Annotated in this window: 22 protein-coding genes; 19 read left to right on the forward strand and 3 right to left on the reverse strand. The window is 43.2% G+C overall.

The genetic code is table 11. The features are described from left to right. Positions 1 to 16 precede the first annotated feature (16 nt). From E4K68_RS00320 to E4K68_RS00350, 7 genes are all read left to right on the forward strand, one after another. Entirely contained in the window at positions 17 to 574 is a 558-nt protein-coding gene (locus tag E4K68_RS00320; RefSeq protein WP_135376770.1) for a prepilin-type N-terminal cleavage/methylation domain-containing protein, read from the forward strand. A gap of 69 nt (positions 575 to 643) precedes the next feature. Continuing rightward, on the forward strand, positions 644 to 1,045 hold the full coding sequence (locus tag E4K68_RS00325; protein WP_135376771.1) for a hypothetical protein: 402 nt from the start codon (positions 644 to 646) through the stop codon (positions 1,043 to 1,045). Between the two features lie 5 nt (positions 1,046 to 1,050). Further along, the gene (locus E4K68_RS00330) at positions 1,051 to 1,665 is read left to right on the forward strand and encodes a prepilin-type N-terminal cleavage/methylation domain-containing protein (protein WP_135376772.1); all 615 of its coding nucleotides are present in this window, start codon (positions 1,051 to 1,053) and stop codon (positions 1,663 to 1,665) included. Then, the gene (locus E4K68_RS00335; protein ID WP_135376773.1) at positions 1,655 to 2,578 is read left to right on the forward strand and encodes a hypothetical protein; all 924 of its coding nucleotides are present in this window, start codon (positions 1,655 to 1,657) and stop codon (positions 2,576 to 2,578) included. The genes E4K68_RS00330 and E4K68_RS00335 overlap by 11 nt, the downstream gene beginning before the upstream one ends. Positions 2,579 to 2,590: 12 nt before the next feature. Beyond that, complete coding sequence (gene pilM / locus E4K68_RS00340) at positions 2,591 to 3,712, forward strand: pilus assembly protein PilM (RefSeq protein WP_135376774.1); 1,122 nt, start codon at positions 2,591 to 2,593, stop codon at positions 3,710 to 3,712. Further along, positions 3,713 to 4,945: a hypothetical protein gene (locus E4K68_RS00345; RefSeq protein WP_135376775.1), complete on the forward strand. Its 1,233-nt coding sequence runs from the start codon at positions 3,713 to 3,715 to the stop codon at positions 4,943 to 4,945. A gap of 57 nt (positions 4,946 to 5,002) precedes the next feature. Continuing rightward, a complete protein-coding gene (locus E4K68_RS00350; protein ID WP_135376776.1) occupies positions 5,003 to 5,905 on the forward strand; it encodes a hypothetical protein in 903 nt (300 codons plus the stop codon). A gap of 366 nt (positions 5,906 to 6,271) precedes the next feature. Here E4K68_RS00350 and E4K68_RS00355 read toward each other — a convergent pair whose 3' ends face one another. The 3 genes from E4K68_RS00355 to E4K68_RS20880 are packed head-to-tail and all read right to left on the reverse strand — an operon-like array spanning position 6,272 to position 7,442. Continuing rightward, entirely contained in the window at positions 6,272 to 6,589 is a 318-nt protein-coding gene (locus tag E4K68_RS00355; protein WP_135377214.1) for an IS3 family transposase, read from the reverse strand. Beyond that, positions 6,505 to 7,128 carry an IS3 family transposase gene (locus E4K68_RS00360; RefSeq protein ID WP_135376777.1) on the reverse strand — a complete coding sequence of 208 codons (624 nt, stop codon included), beginning with the start codon at positions 7,126 to 7,128 and terminating at the stop codon, positions 6,505 to 6,507. The genes E4K68_RS00355 and E4K68_RS00360 overlap by 85 nt, the downstream gene beginning before the upstream one ends. After that, positions 7,125 to 7,442 (reverse strand): imidazolonepropionase, encoded by a 318-nt coding sequence (locus tag E4K68_RS20880; RefSeq protein ID WP_243450194.1) that lies wholly within the window; start codon positions 7,440 to 7,442, stop codon positions 7,125 to 7,127. The genes E4K68_RS00360 and E4K68_RS20880 overlap by 4 nt, the downstream gene beginning before the upstream one ends. Before the next feature lie 177 nt (positions 7,443 to 7,619). On the opposite strand from E4K68_RS20880, the gene sigK reads away from it, so the two are divergent. The 12 genes from sigK (at position 7,620) to E4K68_RS00425 (ending at position 16,847) form a co-directional block, all read left to right on the forward strand. After that, a complete protein-coding gene (gene sigK, locus E4K68_RS00370) occupies positions 7,620 to 8,363 on the forward strand; it encodes an RNA polymerase sporulation sigma factor SigK (protein WP_135377216.1) in 744 nt (247 codons plus the stop codon). Positions 8,364 to 8,433: 70 nt separating this feature from the next. Beyond that, positions 8,434 to 8,964: a YqeG family HAD IIIA-type phosphatase gene (locus E4K68_RS00375; RefSeq protein WP_135376778.1), complete on the forward strand. Its 531-nt coding sequence runs from the start codon at positions 8,434 to 8,436 to the stop codon at positions 8,962 to 8,964. A gap of 123 nt (positions 8,965 to 9,087) precedes the next feature. After that, positions 9,088 to 9,927 (forward strand): shikimate dehydrogenase, encoded by an 840-nt coding sequence (gene aroE / locus E4K68_RS00380; RefSeq protein ID WP_135376779.1) that lies wholly within the window; start codon positions 9,088 to 9,090, stop codon positions 9,925 to 9,927. Between the two features lie 48 nt (positions 9,928 to 9,975). Next, positions 9,976 to 10,413: a prepilin-type N-terminal cleavage/methylation domain-containing protein gene (locus E4K68_RS00385; RefSeq protein WP_135376780.1), complete on the forward strand. Its 438-nt coding sequence runs from the start codon at positions 9,976 to 9,978 to the stop codon at positions 10,411 to 10,413. Positions 10,414 to 10,437: 24 nt separating this feature from the next. Continuing rightward, on the forward strand, positions 10,438 to 11,589 hold the full coding sequence (gene aroC / locus E4K68_RS00390; protein WP_135376781.1) for a chorismate synthase: 1,152 nt from the start codon (positions 10,438 to 10,440) through the stop codon (positions 11,587 to 11,589). 15 nt (positions 11,590 to 11,604) lie between these two features. Next, positions 11,605 to 12,138, forward strand: coding sequence for a shikimate kinase (locus tag E4K68_RS00395; RefSeq protein ID WP_135376782.1), 534 nt, complete (start codon positions 11,605 to 11,607; stop codon positions 12,136 to 12,138). Then, on the forward strand, positions 12,110 to 13,201 hold the full coding sequence (gene aroB, locus E4K68_RS00400; protein ID WP_135376783.1) for a 3-dehydroquinate synthase: 1,092 nt from the start codon (positions 12,110 to 12,112) through the stop codon (positions 13,199 to 13,201). The genes E4K68_RS00395 and aroB overlap by 29 nt, the downstream gene beginning before the upstream one ends. A 268-nt stretch (positions 13,202 to 13,469) precedes the next feature. After that, entirely contained in the window at positions 13,470 to 13,823 is a 354-nt protein-coding gene (locus E4K68_RS00405) for a type II secretion system protein GspG (protein WP_243450195.1), read from the forward strand. Beyond that, positions 13,820 to 14,215, forward strand: coding sequence for a hypothetical protein (locus E4K68_RS00410; protein ID WP_135376784.1), 396 nt, complete (start codon positions 13,820 to 13,822; stop codon positions 14,213 to 14,215). Before E4K68_RS00405 ends, E4K68_RS00410 begins: the two co-directional genes overlap by 4 nt. Beyond that, complete coding sequence (locus E4K68_RS00415; RefSeq protein ID WP_135376785.1) at positions 14,202 to 14,720, forward strand: type II secretion system protein; 519 nt, start codon at positions 14,202 to 14,204, stop codon at positions 14,718 to 14,720. Before E4K68_RS00410 ends, E4K68_RS00415 begins: the two co-directional genes overlap by 14 nt. Positions 14,721 to 14,728: 8 nt before the next feature. Beyond that, complete coding sequence (locus E4K68_RS00420; RefSeq protein WP_243450196.1) at positions 14,729 to 15,154, forward strand: hypothetical protein; 426 nt, start codon at positions 14,729 to 14,731, stop codon at positions 15,152 to 15,154. Position 15,155: 1 nt separating this feature from the next. Next, positions 15,156 to 16,847, forward strand: a complete 1,692-nt coding sequence (locus tag E4K68_RS00425) for a GspE/PulE family protein (RefSeq protein ID WP_135376786.1) — start codon at positions 15,156 to 15,158, stop codon at positions 16,845 to 16,847. Positions 16,848 to 16,852: the final 5 nt, after the last annotated feature.

Raw genomic sequence — 16,852 nt, forward strand, 5'->3', positions numbered from 1 at the left:
TAGGACTGGATGAAGTATGGAACTTGAAAATATAGGTTTGCTCTATCCAACTAATACTAGTCAAAACGAGTTAAGGAAACGGAATCATAAAAATGCTGGATTTACCTTAATCGAAGTAGCTTTGGTTTTAGCGGTTATTGCAATTTTAGTGGTAGTTACAGCACCAAAATATTCAGTTTTAATGAAACACTATCGTTTAGAAAGCTCCGCCCTTAAGGTATTAGGGTATGCGGATTACGCTAAACAATTAGCTATTGACCATCGGGAAAACTATGGCGTAGGGATTACATCTGACAAAAGGGTAGTGGTACTCCAAATAATATCACCTTTAACTGAATTTTGCAGTATCCCTCTTGACATAGGAATTCAATCGGGGGGTACCACTACTAATGTTTACAATAGTCCTTTAAACGGAATTACAACAAACTATATCTACTTTGACTACCGGGGCTTTGTGCACTTACCTGATTCTTCGTTAGACAGTCGATTAGGATTGGCAATCGTAGGAGGCGGTGAAACGATAGGGGTTAACTTCTCTAAAACGTTAGGCAATGCATCGCTGATTTGGCCATAATGAAATTGTTTTAGCTGTTCATTAAAAAACTTCTAAAATAGGAACGACTGGAATGGGCAGGTGTTATTAATGTATATCAGCAAGTATAATAGAGATAATGGCATGACGATACTAGAGGTGGTACTAGCTATTACTTTGTTAATGATTTGTGTGACATATATACTGCGATCAAACTTTGCTGCGTACAAATATACTGTCCAAATAGATGTTCAGCAACAATTGACTTATTACGCACAGGGAGCGATCGAGGCAGCTCTAATCAATCCGGATTATACATTTGTTAGTAATTCCATAAGTGATATGTCAGCGCCATATAATTCATTCTCAATACTGCCCTCGGATCAACCGTTGGGGTATAGTGTCGAGGATGTTAATCCTTATCTTCAAAAGATTCGAATTACTGTTAAATCATCGTTGGCAAATATTAACCAAGTAACGCTTTATACTTACCGCTTGAAGCCGGAGTCGTGAATAAAATGAGGCAATTAGCTATCAGGAGAAATGTTGTAGATGAAGCGCAAAAAATAGGAGGGTTTACCTTCTTAGAAGTCATTATTGCCATGATGCTCTTTGGGTTTCTAATGCTTTATGTTTCCCAGTTGATGAATAGCCAACTCCGTCTTTATAACACCGCTACTCAGAAGAATAGTCTTGAGCAAAAGGTCAGGGCTGCCACAGCTAAGATAGTAGATCAAGTGAGGTATTTCCCTAAAACCTATTACTCCTATAAACAAGGGCAAAAACCTAGTTTGCCAACGACTACACCTTCTGATGCGGGGGTTTACTCAAAGGATCCAATTACATTAGTCAATAGTTGCTTAGTGGATACAGATCCTAATCTGAGTTTGATAAATTCCACTTCCTACCCAAAGGGGATCATCTACGTGGATAAATCCAAGAACCCATGGGAACTACGGTATAAACTAAACAATGAACAATCAGTATTGTTAGCTGATGGGATTCAATCATTTTCAATTAGCCCCGTCACAAATTCTTCAGGTAACGACTTAATTAAGATCGATATAACCGCTTCAAATTCTAAGAGTGACTATAGACTAGTGACATGGGTGGGGTTGTACTATGGTCAGTAAACCAGGATGTGAACCTTCCCAAGATAGAGGTTCCGCATTGCTGATGGTGATTTCTATCATAATGTTATTTATGGTCATCACAGGGATATATTTTTTCCTGTTAAATTACCGATCCCGAATCCAGAATTCTGAAGAGAATACTATGAAAGCCTATTATTTAGCTCAAGCGGCAGTAAATTATGGTGGGTATATATTAAAAACGTCTGCAATTTTACCAGATACAAACGGGATCAGAAAGGATGATCCTTTTGGCTATGGAGGATCGTTCACGGTAACTTACGAATTTACTCCTGACACTATAAATGTCGGTTGTTATTACGTGAATGTTAGAGGTACAGGGTATTATCCCTCTGGAGTCAATCCAGTTAAGCGTATCATCAATACTTCATATTTTTGGAACCCAAATGTTAATTTATTGCAAGGTACAATTCAGCAGCAACTTGTGACTAATCAGGGTGGAGGAAATAGCACTCTGGTCTTAGCCAATAGTAATCTTGAAAGTTCGTTGCCCACGGACGGCACAATGCCAAAACTCTTGTATGCCACTGTTAATCAAGCATTTCCACTTTCGGTATTCGTCTGGACTAACGGGGGACACGTCCGCGGAACAAATGTACACGTTACGAACGCTACCCTCAGGCTTCTTGATCTTGACCATAACAATCAGTGCATCCCGCTAATAACATCCTTAAATAACCTGGGGACAAATGTATATCAAATACCTGATTTCTATGCTGATCAGCCACCGCTTTTTAATATTACAATTAATCACGAGTATAGTCATGTTAAGTGGCAAATAGATGGAATTATCGCGACTGGTCAAAGCGCAGGAAGTCCTGGTGAGACCGTAACGGTAACCTCATTTTCCGTTACACTACCAATCTATGTGGTCTGGCAACAAGAAGGTAACTAAGGAGAAATCTAGATGTTCGTTAGGACACAATGGTTAGCCTATATTCAAGGTAAGTATTGGGTTATTGCCAGGGTAAAACGCCGGAAAAATGAAATCCATGTGCTTCACTTAGCTACCTTTTCGGAAGAAATACCGGAACAAGAGATTGACCTTCTTGAAAAGCAAGGTGATATTGAGGCTCCAGATATAATAGTTGAAAATGAAGAGAATCAATACCTACAAAGGCTAAAAAACTGGCTAAAGCAAGAAAAGGTATCGGTTAAGAAGCTAAAGATCAGTGTATCAATTCCTGGGGTTATTACTAGAATCATAACCCTACCTATTATTTCTAAGAAGTATCTCGATAAACTCCTAACGGAAGAAGTGGCTCAGTATTTCACAGTGAATATTACCGACTATGTTTTAGACTACCGTGTATTAAAGTACTTTGAGGAAGACGGTCAAAAAAGGCAGCTTGTGCTGGTGGCCGCTTTACCCAAGCAACAGTGGGTGTCTCTTTGGACATTGTGGGAGGAACTTGGATTTTCCCCTCGTGTCGTTGATCTGGCCGCCGATTGCCTAACGCGTTTGTACGGTAGGCTTGGTAATTTGGGCCAAGAAACTGCCACTGTTGGGTTGGGAGAGTTAGGATCGGATGTAGCAATCATTGATTTGGGCAATGACCGGGTGGAGTTTTTGCTTCTCGATCAGGGAACGTTTTTCTTATACTCTGATATGCAGATATCGTTGGCGGCTTTGAAATCATACGCAGGCTTGTCGTGTGTTACAGGGGATGCTAAAAAAAGTTTGATTGAAGAGACTGAGCCTAGTGATGACAATGCGGATTTTGGGGATACTGGCCGGATACGAAAACAGAAGACCGAAGACACTATCCTACCAGTATTGCAGACGTTGGACCAGCTTTTTAGTTTTTTTGCAGCACGCCATTATGGCAAGCGGATTGACCTTGTGTATCTGACAGGTGAGTATGCTGATCGGCCATTTTTACCAGAGATTTTTAAGGAGAATATTGACATAGATACGATGGTGGGTTTTCCTGACGGATGGAAGCCTTCATTTAGTGAACAAACGGGAGATTCTAATAATTGGATGAAATACGGCAGCCTTTACGGTTTAGCTATGCGGGAGGACTAAATGCGAGAGAAGGTACAATTTAACTTTGCTGCGCGATGGGAAGCAGAAATGGCGACGGTTTTCGCTCCAGCGGGTTCTTTTCGGCGACCGAGCCGAATTATTGTACTCGGAGCTAGTGGGGGAATAGTGTTGCTTGTCTTAGCATGTTTACCGTGGGGATATCATTATAAGTTAAATTACGACTTGCAGGCTGTTAATCAGAAAATCTCCGCCATGCTTCCTGTGGAGCTGCAAGTCAAGAAGCTTAATGATCTAAAGACGAAGGTTCAGGCGGAAAAGCAATTTCTCGAGACTGTAATAAATGACAATTACGATCCAATCATCGTACTCAATCAGCTTAAAACTTTATTGCCAGCAGGAACTGAAGTACATTCATTTGCTTTCGGCAGTGATAAGAAAGTGAATATTAGCCTGACTGTAACCGGTCCGCTGGATCTGGCGCGCCTATGGGTTTCGTTACAAAATTCAGGCGTATTTGAAGGCGTAAATATTCAGTCAGTTTCTCTTGAAGAAAAAGTACAAAATCTATCTCTTTCTTTGACCTATAATGGGACAGTTAGATTGAATAATAATCAAAATACAGATGCTGGCGATCCAACTAAGATAGCGCCTCAAGGCAACACTTCGGATTCTAAGAGTACAACAGAAAAGCCCAAGGCACCACCCGTAAGTAAACCTGCTTCGGATTACCCGGGGATTCCCCAACATGTTAACGCAATTGTGCAGGGACCCGACAAGGTTGTCGTCGATTGGGATAGAGCCATTAATGCCATCACATATAATGTCTACCGGGCGACAAGCCCAGAGGGAGATTATATAAAAGTAGCCAATGTGACTGTCCCTCATTTTGAAGACAACGGGCTTGCAAATCCTTTAACATATTATTATAAAATAAAATCCGTTAGTAAAAACGGGATAGAAAGCTCTTTTGACAATCCAGTGGGAGTCACTGGAAATATACCAGAAGCACCTTCTGGGGTTTCGACTATACCCGTTGCCCCAGGTCAGATAAGGGTGACATGGAACAGTGTAAGTTCCGCAACCGCCTACAAGGTATATCGAGGGGGAGCGGAAAATGGACCCTTTGTTATAGTGGGAATTGTCACTGAAACTAAATTGTTAGATAGCGGTTTGCCAGTTGGTATCTATTATTACAAAGTAAGTTCTTTATCGGAGAATCTAGAGGGGCCATGTAGTGCTTTGGACAGTGTTGCCTTGGTTAATGGAAAGTAAACGTCTGTACAATACTTTCTTTAATGCTCTTTAGTTATAAGTATAGGTGGAATAGATATGAACAAAGAAAAGATAGAAAAGACAGCCTTAATAATCTTAGTTGTTATGGGACTAGTATATGCCTATTTCTATTATATGTTTTTGCCCGAATGGGAAGTTTCGCAAAAAATTAAAGGACAATTAATTGAACGTCAGCAATATTATGATAAGTTAGCCTCGTACCAACAAAATAAGTCTGATCTAGAGAAGAACATCGAAGTGATGAACACAGAAACTATAAATCTAAGTGCTCAAATTCCTCCCCGCCTTGAAAATCCGCAGATTATGGTAGATATTTACAATAGCGCTAAACTATACGGCGTAGACCCTAATACCCTGCAATTTGAGCCTCTTCAAAACAAAGGTAGTTATCAGTCTGTGGGAATGACGTTTACCTGCAAGGGTAAGGTCGATGATGTACTTACAATGATAAGTGCTTTTGGATATACACCGTTACAAAAACTGTCGGTTCAGAGTGTTACAATAACTGCAGAAAAGGCTCCAAATACTACTAACTCCTCTAGTCAACCCACTGGAACCGCCGGATCAATCATTCCAAATATTACCCCTACAGCGTATGTACCAGTTTCTCCACTTATTGCTCAATCGCCTAAAGTAACAGTCGTGGATGCAACCAAGATACTGGATAATGGATATTCAGGCAGTTCTAGTTCTCCCAATTCCGGTGATCAGGCTCCGAGTGAGAATGTCTCAACTGCGGATTCAGGTAGCCAGTCAACACAAGAGGGCAACACCGAGTTATTGTCTTCTGATTCATCTTCCGCTCAGGTAGTTATTACTGCCCAAATCAAGTTGACAGCCTATGCCAGTTCGCTTGGAACAGCTAATATTAATAGTCCTAATCCACCCTTTATGTCGGCTCAGTTCGGAGTCAATTCGGCTGCTGAGATGTTTAAATAGGATAAGCAAACAATCATACTTCTTTGCATAGGTTTTACCAGAGTGAAATGCAGGCGCATTAGGAGTTGTGTTTTTTATGATCTACCGTTTAATCCTATTCTTGATAATATTTATTATTTTGCTGTCAAGCGCTGGCATCGGATCAGGGATGGGTTCTTATATGACTTTTTCGATAAACCAGCTTAAACAAGTGCAACAATACAATTCACTATTGCAGGATAAGTGAAAAGATGCACCTCATCCTTAAAAATTTGCCCATTGAATACTACTGTTAATAATGCACCTAAAAACCGCCTCCCCCAAACTCTGAACTGAACCCTGTCCAACGGACAGTATTAAAAAGGCCTATCGTAGAATTTCATTGATTTACGCAATCTGGCACCGCTTTTCGAGCGGTGTCAGTTTCGTTTTGAGCTGAATACGTTCATGGTTGTAGAAATAAATATAATCATTAATTAGTTGTCGGGCCTCATCAAAGGTTTTTGGCTTGTGTTTATAGATACACTCTGATTTGAGAATACCGAAGAAATTTTCCGCTATTGCGTTATCATAACAATTCCCTTTTCTTGACATTGAAGGTATTATACCGTACTCTTTGGTTAGGTTGAAATACCCGGTTGAAGTGTATTGAAACCCTTGGTCACTGTGGAGTTGCAGCTCTTCGGTGACCCCTTCTTTTTGTATAGCCGCTTAACAGTATTAAGTACGAGATTAACAGTTTGCTCTGTGCCTACCTTATGTGCAATTATGCTTTCGTCAAATAGATCACGGATCATGGACAGATAAAGAGTCCCTTGACCAGTATGAATATAGGAGATATCGGTAACCCATTTTTGATTAGGTTTAGCAGCCTTAAACTCTCGATTTAGAAGGTTCTCGTACTTATGTAGTTGCTCACCCATTCGTTTATATTTTTTGCGTCGTCGTATTTCAGCCAATAATCCATATTTATTCATGATTCGCAATATGGCTTTGTGGTTAACCAATAGCTGCTTCTTTCGATGCAACCATATCTTCACTCGTCGATAGCCGTATGTTTTACCTGTACGGTCCTGGCACTCCTGTATCATTTGTGCCAAGGGTTCATCTTTGTCAGGTTTATCAATTCTCTTGCAGAAATCGTAATATCCGCTACGGGATACCGCAAAAAACTTACACATGGCCGTTATTGAATAATAATCTCTGTGACGGTATATTGCTAAATAGTTTACTGATGGACTCACCTCCTTCCAGCGATTTGAAGAAAAGAACGCAGAAGTTCATTCTCCATTTTTAACCGCTTAATCTCGTTGTCTTTTTCCTGATCGGTTGTTAAACTTGTTCCTTTCCTTGGTCTTCCTTTTGGTCGTATTACGATTCCCGCCTCTAGGGACCGTTGCTTTCGATTGTGTCTATTCACTAGACTTTTAACGGCCTTAGTATTTCTCAAGTTGAAGTATTCAGCAATTTCACGATTGGTCATTCCATTTTCCTTCATTTGAAGAACTTCTTTAATAATGCTTTCCCCGAAATGTTTCATTCCTCGTTTTCCTGACATAACAAACCTCCTATTGCAGATTTCTAATTCTACAATAGGAGGTCTTTTTCTTTCAATGTCCGGATTTAGGATTTAGATCATCACTCTGGGGCAGGCGGTTTTTTAAATAATGTGGATAAGCAAAATCTCCCCCTCTTAAGCATAGGTATTAAAATAACGTGTGAAAGGGGTGGAGAAATGTTCGCGGAACTGTTCTTTGTCAGTATGGCACTCTCCGTTCTTAAGGGAGTTTCTTTATTAGTTTCGTATATCAATAATAATGCCTTCCCCCAGCCCTTAAATGAGAAGGAGGAAGCGCGTTATTTACGAATCCTGAGTGAAAGCAAAACAGAGCCCTTTACCTTAACCCGTGAGGTTGAGCAAGCGCGCAATACGTTAGTGGAGCACAATCTGCGGTTGGTGGCTCATCTAGTGAAGAAATTTGACGGAACAGGGGAAGATGGGGACGACTTAATTTCGATTGGTACAATTGGTTTAATTAAGGGAATTAATACGTTTGATCCGGGGAAAGGGACGAAGCTTGCCACTTACGCGGCTCGTTGTATAGAAAATGAAATTCTAATGCATTTGCGGTCACTGAAGAAGTCGCGCGGCGAAGTTTCTATTTATGATCCGATTGGAATGGACAAAGAAGGTAATGAGATCTCGCTTATTGATGTCTTGGGTTCAAATGAGGAGGATATTTCCTTGAGGGTTGAAAATGAATCTGAGCAAAAGGCTTTACTTGAGCTTGTGAAGAAGCTCACTGGAAGGGAAAAAATGGTGCTTCAAATGCGTTATGGATTAATGAACAGTCCGAAAAGGACACAACGGGAGATTGCCAAGGCCTTGGATATTTCACGATCGTATGTTTCTCGCATCGAGAAGAAAGCTATCCAAAAATTAATGGAAGAGATGGGGAAGATTGATCCAAATAAATGAGTCCATTACTTGCCCTTGTGGCATCCTCTAAGGTATAATTATGAAAAAGTTCTGCACTTTGGAGGGTTCAATGTTTGAATATTTTCGACCGACACTTCAAGCTCCTTCACTCGATCTTATTTCGGTTGAACAACTCGTTCGTGATGGGATCAAAGGGCTCATTATCGACTTAGATAATACCATGACCCCATGGAATGATGTCGAAGTGGGTCCAAAAGTGGCAGAGTGGTTTATTAAAGTTAAAGATGCTGGAATTGGTGCCTGTGTTGTGTCAAACAATAAGAAGCGCCAGCGTGTTGCTGTTGTTGCTGAACGATTAGGAATACCGTTTGTTTTTCGTGCGACAAAGCCACGAAGAAGAGCGTTTCGAGCGGGAATGGACATTTTAGGAACTGGGCATGAGGATACAGCTGCCATTGGGGATCAGTTGTTTACGGATATTTTAGGTGGAAATCGGCTTGGACTCTATACGATTTTAGTCACTCCGATAAATGACCATGAGTTTATCGGGACACGCGTTATGCGACGGATTGAGAAGGCGCTCGTCTGGATAATGAAGCATTTTGCTTCAGCGAAACCCTTCAGTCCTAAAATTCATTAAGCATTAAGGGAATGGCATGCCATTCCTTTTTTACTATAAGATCAGTCAGAAAGATTGAGCCTCAGTAGGCCGGCCATGGTTGACGAGTGTCGCTGAAATTAACACGTAAAGGACTGTCATAAAGTGGAGAAACATTATGCAGTGATCGGAACTCCGATAGACCATTCTCTTTCCCCGTGGATGCACAACGCAGGGTATAAAGCTTTAGGTATCGACGCGGAGTATCAACGTTTTAATGTTGAGCCTAGCCATTTGGCGGAAGCGGTAGAAGGTCTCTGTTCCCTGGGCTTTTCTGGTTGGAACGTAACTCTACCCCATAAAGAACCCATTATTTCCCTGTTAGATGCTCTTACTCCCGAAGCCAGGCGCGCGGGAGCTGTTAATACAGTGAAGATTCTTGATGGGCAAAGAATTGGTCACAATACGGACGGCGTTGGGTTTGTTCGTTCAGTGCAAGATGATCTCAAGGGATTTAAAGGGAAAAAAGCAGTTCTCCTAGGTGCGGGTGGTGCAGCTAAAGGGATTGCCTTGGCTCTTGCCGAACAAGAGATGGAACTGCATATTCTTAATCGAACGCCAGAAAAGGCGAGTGAGTTGGTTCAGGCGATTCAACGTGAGGGAGGAATCGCGACTTCGGGTTTATTTGCCCCGGGAAAATGGCTTGAAGGTGTAGACCTCTTAGTACAAACTACGTCCGTGGGCTTACATGGTGAATCCTTTCCGTTTTCTCTTAAGGGAATTTCAGATCAAACGCTCGTCGTTGATATCATCGTTAATCCCAGGGAAACGGTTTTTTTGCAAGAAGCAAGAAAGCAGGGGTGTCGTACGTTGGATGGATCAGGTATGCTGCTGTTTCAAGGGGTTTTGGCTTGGGAGTTCTGGCTTGGGGGACAAGCTCCCGTTGAGGCGATGCGACAGGCTTTGAAAGGGCAGCTCATGCAGCGAATGTTTTACAAAGGGTAACGTGAAAAGTAATAGGCAAAGGAAAAGCAGAAGTAAAGGAAGAGGTAAATGAGCAGAGTGAGGACCGATGATCAAGGATTTACGTTACTGGAAATTCTGCTTGTTTTAATTCTATTGGCGGGTTCAGGTTTTTATCTGCTCATTAAGCTTCCTGTAAACTTTGAAAAGCAACGCCTTGCCTTTGAGTCAACACAATTATTAGAGGACATTCGGGATGCACGGCAGGCCGCATTGGCCGAGAATAATTGGTATGCGGTCAATTTTTATTATCAGACAGGGGATCACCATTATCAAATCTTTAGGCAAGGCAAAATGATAAAAAATGTATACTTTGAAGATGGGATTGAGTTTTTTGGAAGTCCGAAAAATTTATCATTTAATGCATTAGGGCGAAGTGTAGGAACAACGATCATTTTAACAACTCCTTCGGGTGTGCGAAGGAGCATCGTCGTTGCCCCAGTAGGTATGCGCATTAGAGAAAAGTAGGGAATAGAGAGAAGGGACTAAAAAATGCGTTTTTTAACGGCAGGGGAATCACATGGTCAAAAATTAGTAGGGATTATCGAAGGGCTACCATCGGGAATGAAGATTTCCAAGGATCAAGTTGATGAGGCCCTCAGACAACGTCAACGAGGCCCTGGGCGTGGTGGGAGAATGGCTATTGAACAAGATGAAGTTCATCTTGTTTCCGGAATACGAGGCGGGTTAAGTACGGGGGCCCCCGTCGCTTTGGAAATTCTAAATCGAGATTGGGAAAACTGGGAAAAAATTATGGCCTGGGGGAAAGAGGCTGATTTAGAGAGTCGCAAAGTGCTGACCCCTCGACCAGGTCATGCTGATTTATCAGGAGCTCTTAAATACCGGACCGAAGTTCGGAATATCCTCGAACGGGCGAGTGCTCGAGAAACTGCCATGCGGGTGGCAATCGGGAGTATTGTTAGACAAGGGTTATCCGCATTAGGGGTGGAGGTCAGAGGACATGTCCTTGCGGTGGGTGGTGTTCACGCAGAGCGGTCAAATGAGGAAGAATATTGGGAACGTGTCAAAAGGTCGGAGTGGTCTGTTGGCGACCTCACTGCTGAACAAAAGATGGGGGAACGACTCGCTGTTGCACGAGAACGTGGTGAATCTTTAGGCGGATTACTAGAAGTGCAAATTCATAACATCCCCGCAGGATTGGGATCCCATGTACAGTGGGACCGGAAGCTAGATGGAAAATTGGCTCAGGCAGTTCTCTCTGTGCAAGCAATAAAAGGAGTCTCCTTTGGGTTAGGATTTGAAGCGGGGGAACGAATGGGTTCGATGGTTCATGATCCGATCTATTATCACCAGGGAGAGGGCTTTAGAAGAGGATCTAACCATGCCGGGGGAATCGAAGGGGGAATGAGCAACGGAGAGGCCATTATCCTTCAGGCGGTGATGAAACCGATTCCTACCCTATATCAGCCGTTAGACACGGTACATTTGGAAACTAAAGAAGTAGTTAAGGCCAGCGTTGAGCGTTCAGATGTCTGTGCTGTGCCCGCAGCTCTGGTAGTTTTAGAACATGTGGTGGCTTGGGTGATCGCCGAAGCGGTACTTGAGAAATTCCCTGCGGATAGCTTTATAGAATTGCAAACGGCATGGGAAGCCTATAAGACATATTTGACACATAATCATTGAGAGGAATGAAGCTCCATGCGAAACATCGTTCTCATTGGATTTATGGGAACTGGCAAAAGCACGGTGGGAAAGCGCTTAGCTCTGTCGCTTGCTTGGGATTTTGTCGACACAGATTTGGAAGTCGGAGAAATCACAAGTTTGAGTGTGTCTGAGATTTTCCGACGGTACGGTGAGACTCGTTTTCGTTCTGAAGAACGGCTCGTAGTTCAGCGTCTCAGTCAACAGGAGCAGTTAGTCATTGCGACGGGCGGTGGGACTGTGTTGAACTCACGTAACTGGGAAGCGTTGGCCCAGAATGGGATTATCATAGCTCTTCATGCCTCGATGGAAGCGATTCTCAGTCGAATCGGCCATAAAAATGATCGACCTCTTCTCAAAGGCACAAGAGAGGCGATTGAAAAGTTGTGGTCTGAACGGCAAGTATGCTACGCCCAGGCTGACTTTACGGTTGACACGTCAGATAAAAATATTGATGAAGTGGTCGGTGAAATTCTTGCAAGGTTAGAGAGGATGAAGAAGAATGGGTTTAGCGACGTGGCAAAAGATTAATGTAGAGGCGAATAGCCCGTACCCAGTATTTTTGGGAGTGCCTCTCGAAGAGTTAGGAGAGTACCTTTCTTCTCAAATTGAAGAGGTGGAGCACATTCTGATCATTACAAATCAGGCTGTCGCAGAGCTTTATTCAGAACGTCTTAAGCAAGGCCTTCTTGACTATCGCGTGAATTTATTAACAGTCCCTGCAGGAGAAATGGAAAAGTCCCTGGAACGCTTAAGTCAGCTAACGACAGCGGCACTGCGTTGTGGTGTAGACCGCAAAACCCTCGTAATTGCCCTCGGAGGAGGCGTTATTGGGGATTTGGCTGGTTTTTTTGCTAGTGTTTTCATGCGGGGAATTCGTTTGATTCAAGTCCCAACCACGTTGTTGGCGCAAGTGGACAGTAGCATCGGTGGGAAAGTTGCTGTGAATCATCCCGCGGGCAAGAATATTTTAGGCTCATTTTATCCTCCGCTGGCAGTTTGGACAGATTTTACAACTCTCGAAAGTTTACCTTGGAGCGAAGTGGAAAACGGTTTAGCTGAAAGCATTAAGCACGCCTTAATTGCCGATCTGGATCTCTTTGAGTTTTTTGAAAACCAGGAAGAAAACATTAAGCAACGGAACCCCTCGATTTGGCAGGAAATGGTGACACGATCTTCAGCAGTCAAAGTGAGGACTGTTTCGCAGGATGAACAAGAACACGGGGTACGTGCTTTGCTGAATCTTGGGCATAGTTTTGGGCATGCCTTGGAGACGGAGATGAACTATCATGGAGTGACCCACGGCCAAGGGGTTAGCATTGGGATTGTGGCAGCCGCATTTCTCGCCAGCGCTAAGGGGCTCATGACTTTGGCAGAGGTTGATAGAATCAAGCATTTGCTAAGCATTTATGGTTTACCTACCACAATTAAAGGGCAAGACCCTCAGGCCTTGTTGCAACGGATGAAAACAGATAAGAAAAACCAGGGGGGACGAAAAATCCTGATTCTTCCTCAAGGGATCGGGCGAACGGTGATCTCGAAGGACTGTACAGATTCAGAGATACTAGCTGCATGGATACAGGTGATTTCCTGAAAATAATTGAGTGATGAAAATCTGATAAGGGTCGAATGACCTTTGTCGGATTTCTTTGTTTTTGGGGGTAGGATCATGGCGCTTAAGAGAATAATCTACGACAAAATCAAGGGGAATGTAAATTGTTTGTATTTTTCAAAAAAATCTGTCGAGCAGAAGGTATTTCATAAAGAATAGAGAAATAAAAGGGAATAAGAGGTAATGAAAATTGTTCTTGGAATATTGTGAGCAAGACACATTAAGGATTGCTAAGGAGTAGAAGTGAGGCTTGGCAAGAGAGAGTAACGTACAATCTGGATTCACGTTGTGGGAACTCCTTCTTGTACTTTTTCTGATGGGAGTCCTTCTGACCACAGTTACACCCCATTTCGGTTCAGCCGCGCAACAGGTTCGCGTCCGTGTCAATTTGGCCAATATGGAGAAGATTGAAGGTGCAGCACAACTTTACCGGATTGATGTCGGAGTTTATCCGTCAAGTGTTCTGGATTTAGTACACATACCAAAAGGGGTGAGTGGATGGCGTGGTCCTTATCTAATTGAAGTTCCCATAAATCCCTTCAATTCTGCTCAAAGTTATCAGATCGATACTTTCGGGCAAGTAAGCTATTCAGGGGGGAGATGACTACGAAAGAAGTAAATCCCACGCAAGGGTATGTCATGTTTGATGTGTTACTTGCCCTTTTTCTCTTTTCATTAGGATTTGCTGTTCTTTATGGATTGACTGAGGGGGCGGTTTACGAATCCCGCCAAGCGTCAACTTTCATGGAGGGAGCAAACCTTGCTCAGAAGAAACTAGACCAGTTAGCGGTTCATACTTGGAGTGATAATATTAATCAAGGAGCTTGCATACCTGGTGGAATTGTCGAAGGAAGCGAGGGGAAGTTCCACTGGCTAATTCGTACCGATTGGGATGATATACCACAACTCTTGCGAGTTAGTGTGGAAGTCCGCTGGTCAGAGCAGGGGAATCCCTCATCTTGGTACATATTGGAGAGCCTATATGCGGTTGATTAGAGGAGGCTATGATTCTGAACGTGGTTTAACACTTATGGAAGTCTTATTTGCATTACTGATTTCCGGGATTATTCTGGTAACTGGGCTTAGCCTATTAACAGATCAATGGCGTGGAGCACGAGCCTTAAAAAATCATTTAGAAGCGCACTATGCCATTATGACCGCTGGAAAAACCGTCTCTACTGAGATTCGTTCTGCGCAAACCGTGGAATGGGTTACTGATACCTGTGTGTTGAAGATCTTACCAATGCCTGCAGATTCAAACCCAGTGCCTACGGTCGATGCTTATTTTATCGATGATTTGGATTATGATGGTACAAAGGATCTTTATTGGAAGCACTTAGTAGCTAAAGAACCCTTGGCTAGTTATATTACAGGATGGGAATGTGTGGAGGTGGAACCAGGGCTGTGGGACGTGTTCTTGGAAGCGAGTGTGGAAGGACAACGAGCGTCGTGGCGAAGCTCTATCCGTCAGAGGTCATTCTCTCCAACATCTCGAGGATGAACGATAACTTGTGTAATTCCAATGATCCTGAGAAGTTGAATGATTTTGAAAAGTCAAGGTCGACTGGATATGTTAGTCTTCTTGTTCTTCTGCTATTGACGATCTTTTCAGGACTAGGAATGGAAGGCTATCTAAAGGCTAATATAGAGCACAGAATGGTGAGACGGGAAATTCAAAGCAGACAGGCTCTTTACGCAGCTGAAGGTGGAATTGAGTGGGCTAAAGCCCATTTGCTTGTTAATTCCGGACTGCGAGGAGGAGGTTTTTTGTTAAATTTTGGGCGTGTTGATGTAGCAATAGAGACGACGAGTGGAGGAGAGTATAAAGTGACTTCTCAGGGACATTCAGGATTAGCAGTTCGTAAAATTGAAGTCATACTTCAGTTAAACACCGGAAAGTGGATCATGAAAAAATACCAAGAGCTGCATACTTAATATGAGAGAAAGTAGTGGGTTGGGGCAATTTTTACTCGCTAAGGGCTATATTGACGTTCAGAAATTCGAAGTGGGATTAGAAATTGCGCTGAAAAATGGAGAACCGATTGGTGAAGCACTTATGCGTATGGGAGCCTTGTCCAAAGAGAGTTTAGCAGAAGCAGTTCGTGGATACCTGGGTATTCCTGAAGTTTCGCTGACCAAAGTCATTATTGACCCAAGGATCGCGGGTTTAATTCCTGAAGAGTTGGCTCGTCGCTATACACTTATCCCATTTGAAAAGCGATCGGGTATTTTAAGAGTCGCCATGTTAGACCCCACTCATGAGAGGGCTCGCCGTGATGTCCGGATTTTGACGGGGTTGGAGGTTGAAACCGTCTTTGCTAAGGCGGAGGAAATCCAAGCCGCAATTCGTAAGTACTTGACCGTAGAGCAATCAGTCGCTCGTCTGGCCAACTCCGCGGACAGAATCTTAGAACATCGAGGTGTATGGTCGGCCGAGGTCACAGAAACCGATTTTCTGGAAGAGGATGACGCCCCCACTCTCAAATTAGTTCGGTCCGTGTTGTACGAGGCGGTCATGCAAGGGGTAAGTGACATTCATTGGGAACCACGTAAAAGTGATTTTGTCGTGCGCTATCGTATCGATGGTAAACTTATCCGGAAACATACCCTCTCTTCGAGTGTCGCTCGGAGTATCGTTTCTTGCTTAAAAGTCATGGCTCAAATGGATGTTGCAGAGCGCAGAATTCCACAGGATGGACGAATGACGTTTAACGCTGGGACTCGACGTGTTGACTTGCGAATGGCTTCGATGCCAACTGTGTATGGAGAGAAAATCGTTGTGCGCATTTTAGACCCCGAGATGGCCCAGCGTCCGCTTAATGCTTTAGGAATGCGCTCGGAGATTGAATCAGGGTTACAAGGCTTGTTAAGACGTCCGAATGGTTTAATATTGGTGGTCGGACCGACGGGAAGTGGTAAAACCACAACCCTTTACGCGCTTCTTAGGGAACTGAATGCTGAGGAGCAAAACATCATTTCAATTGAAGAACCTGTCGAGTATCAACTTTCAGGGATAAATCAGGTTCAAGTAAATCTTCCAGCGGGACTTAGTTTTGCTGTCGGATTACGACATATCTTGCGGCAAGACCCAGATGTGATCATGATTGGGGAAATCCGAGATGAAGAAACGGCTAGAATCGCCATCACGGCTTCTTTAACAGGTCACTTGGTTTTATCGACACTACATACCAATACAGCCGCAGAGGCGTTGGCAAGACTCGTTGATATGGGGATAGAACCATACCTCCTGGCGGCAGCTGTCAGCGGAGTTTTATCCCAACGCTTGGTCCGTCGTTTGTGCGAACACTGCAAGACAGCTTATCGAATAAATGAGGCAGAGAAAAGGACCCTTCGCTTACCGGCTTCCATTACGTTACTTTATGGATCCTCTGGTTGCTCTGAATGTATGGAAACTGGGTTTCGAGGCAGGATTGGGATTCATGAGTTTTTGCAATATAGCCATGAGATCAAGGAACTGGTACTTTCTAGTCATAATTCGAGGGACATTGAGCAACAGGCCATGGTTTCAGGCATGCTCACCGTTTTGGAAGATGGGCTATCGAAAGTGACCCAAGGAATAACAACTGTAGAAGAAGTTCTACATGCTACATCTGGAATTGAAGGGTAAGAGGA

It is taken from the genome of Desulfosporosinus sp. Sb-LF, assembly GCF_004766055.1.
GTDB lineage: Bacteria > Bacillota > Desulfitobacteriia > Desulfitobacteriales > Desulfitobacteriaceae > Desulfosporosinus.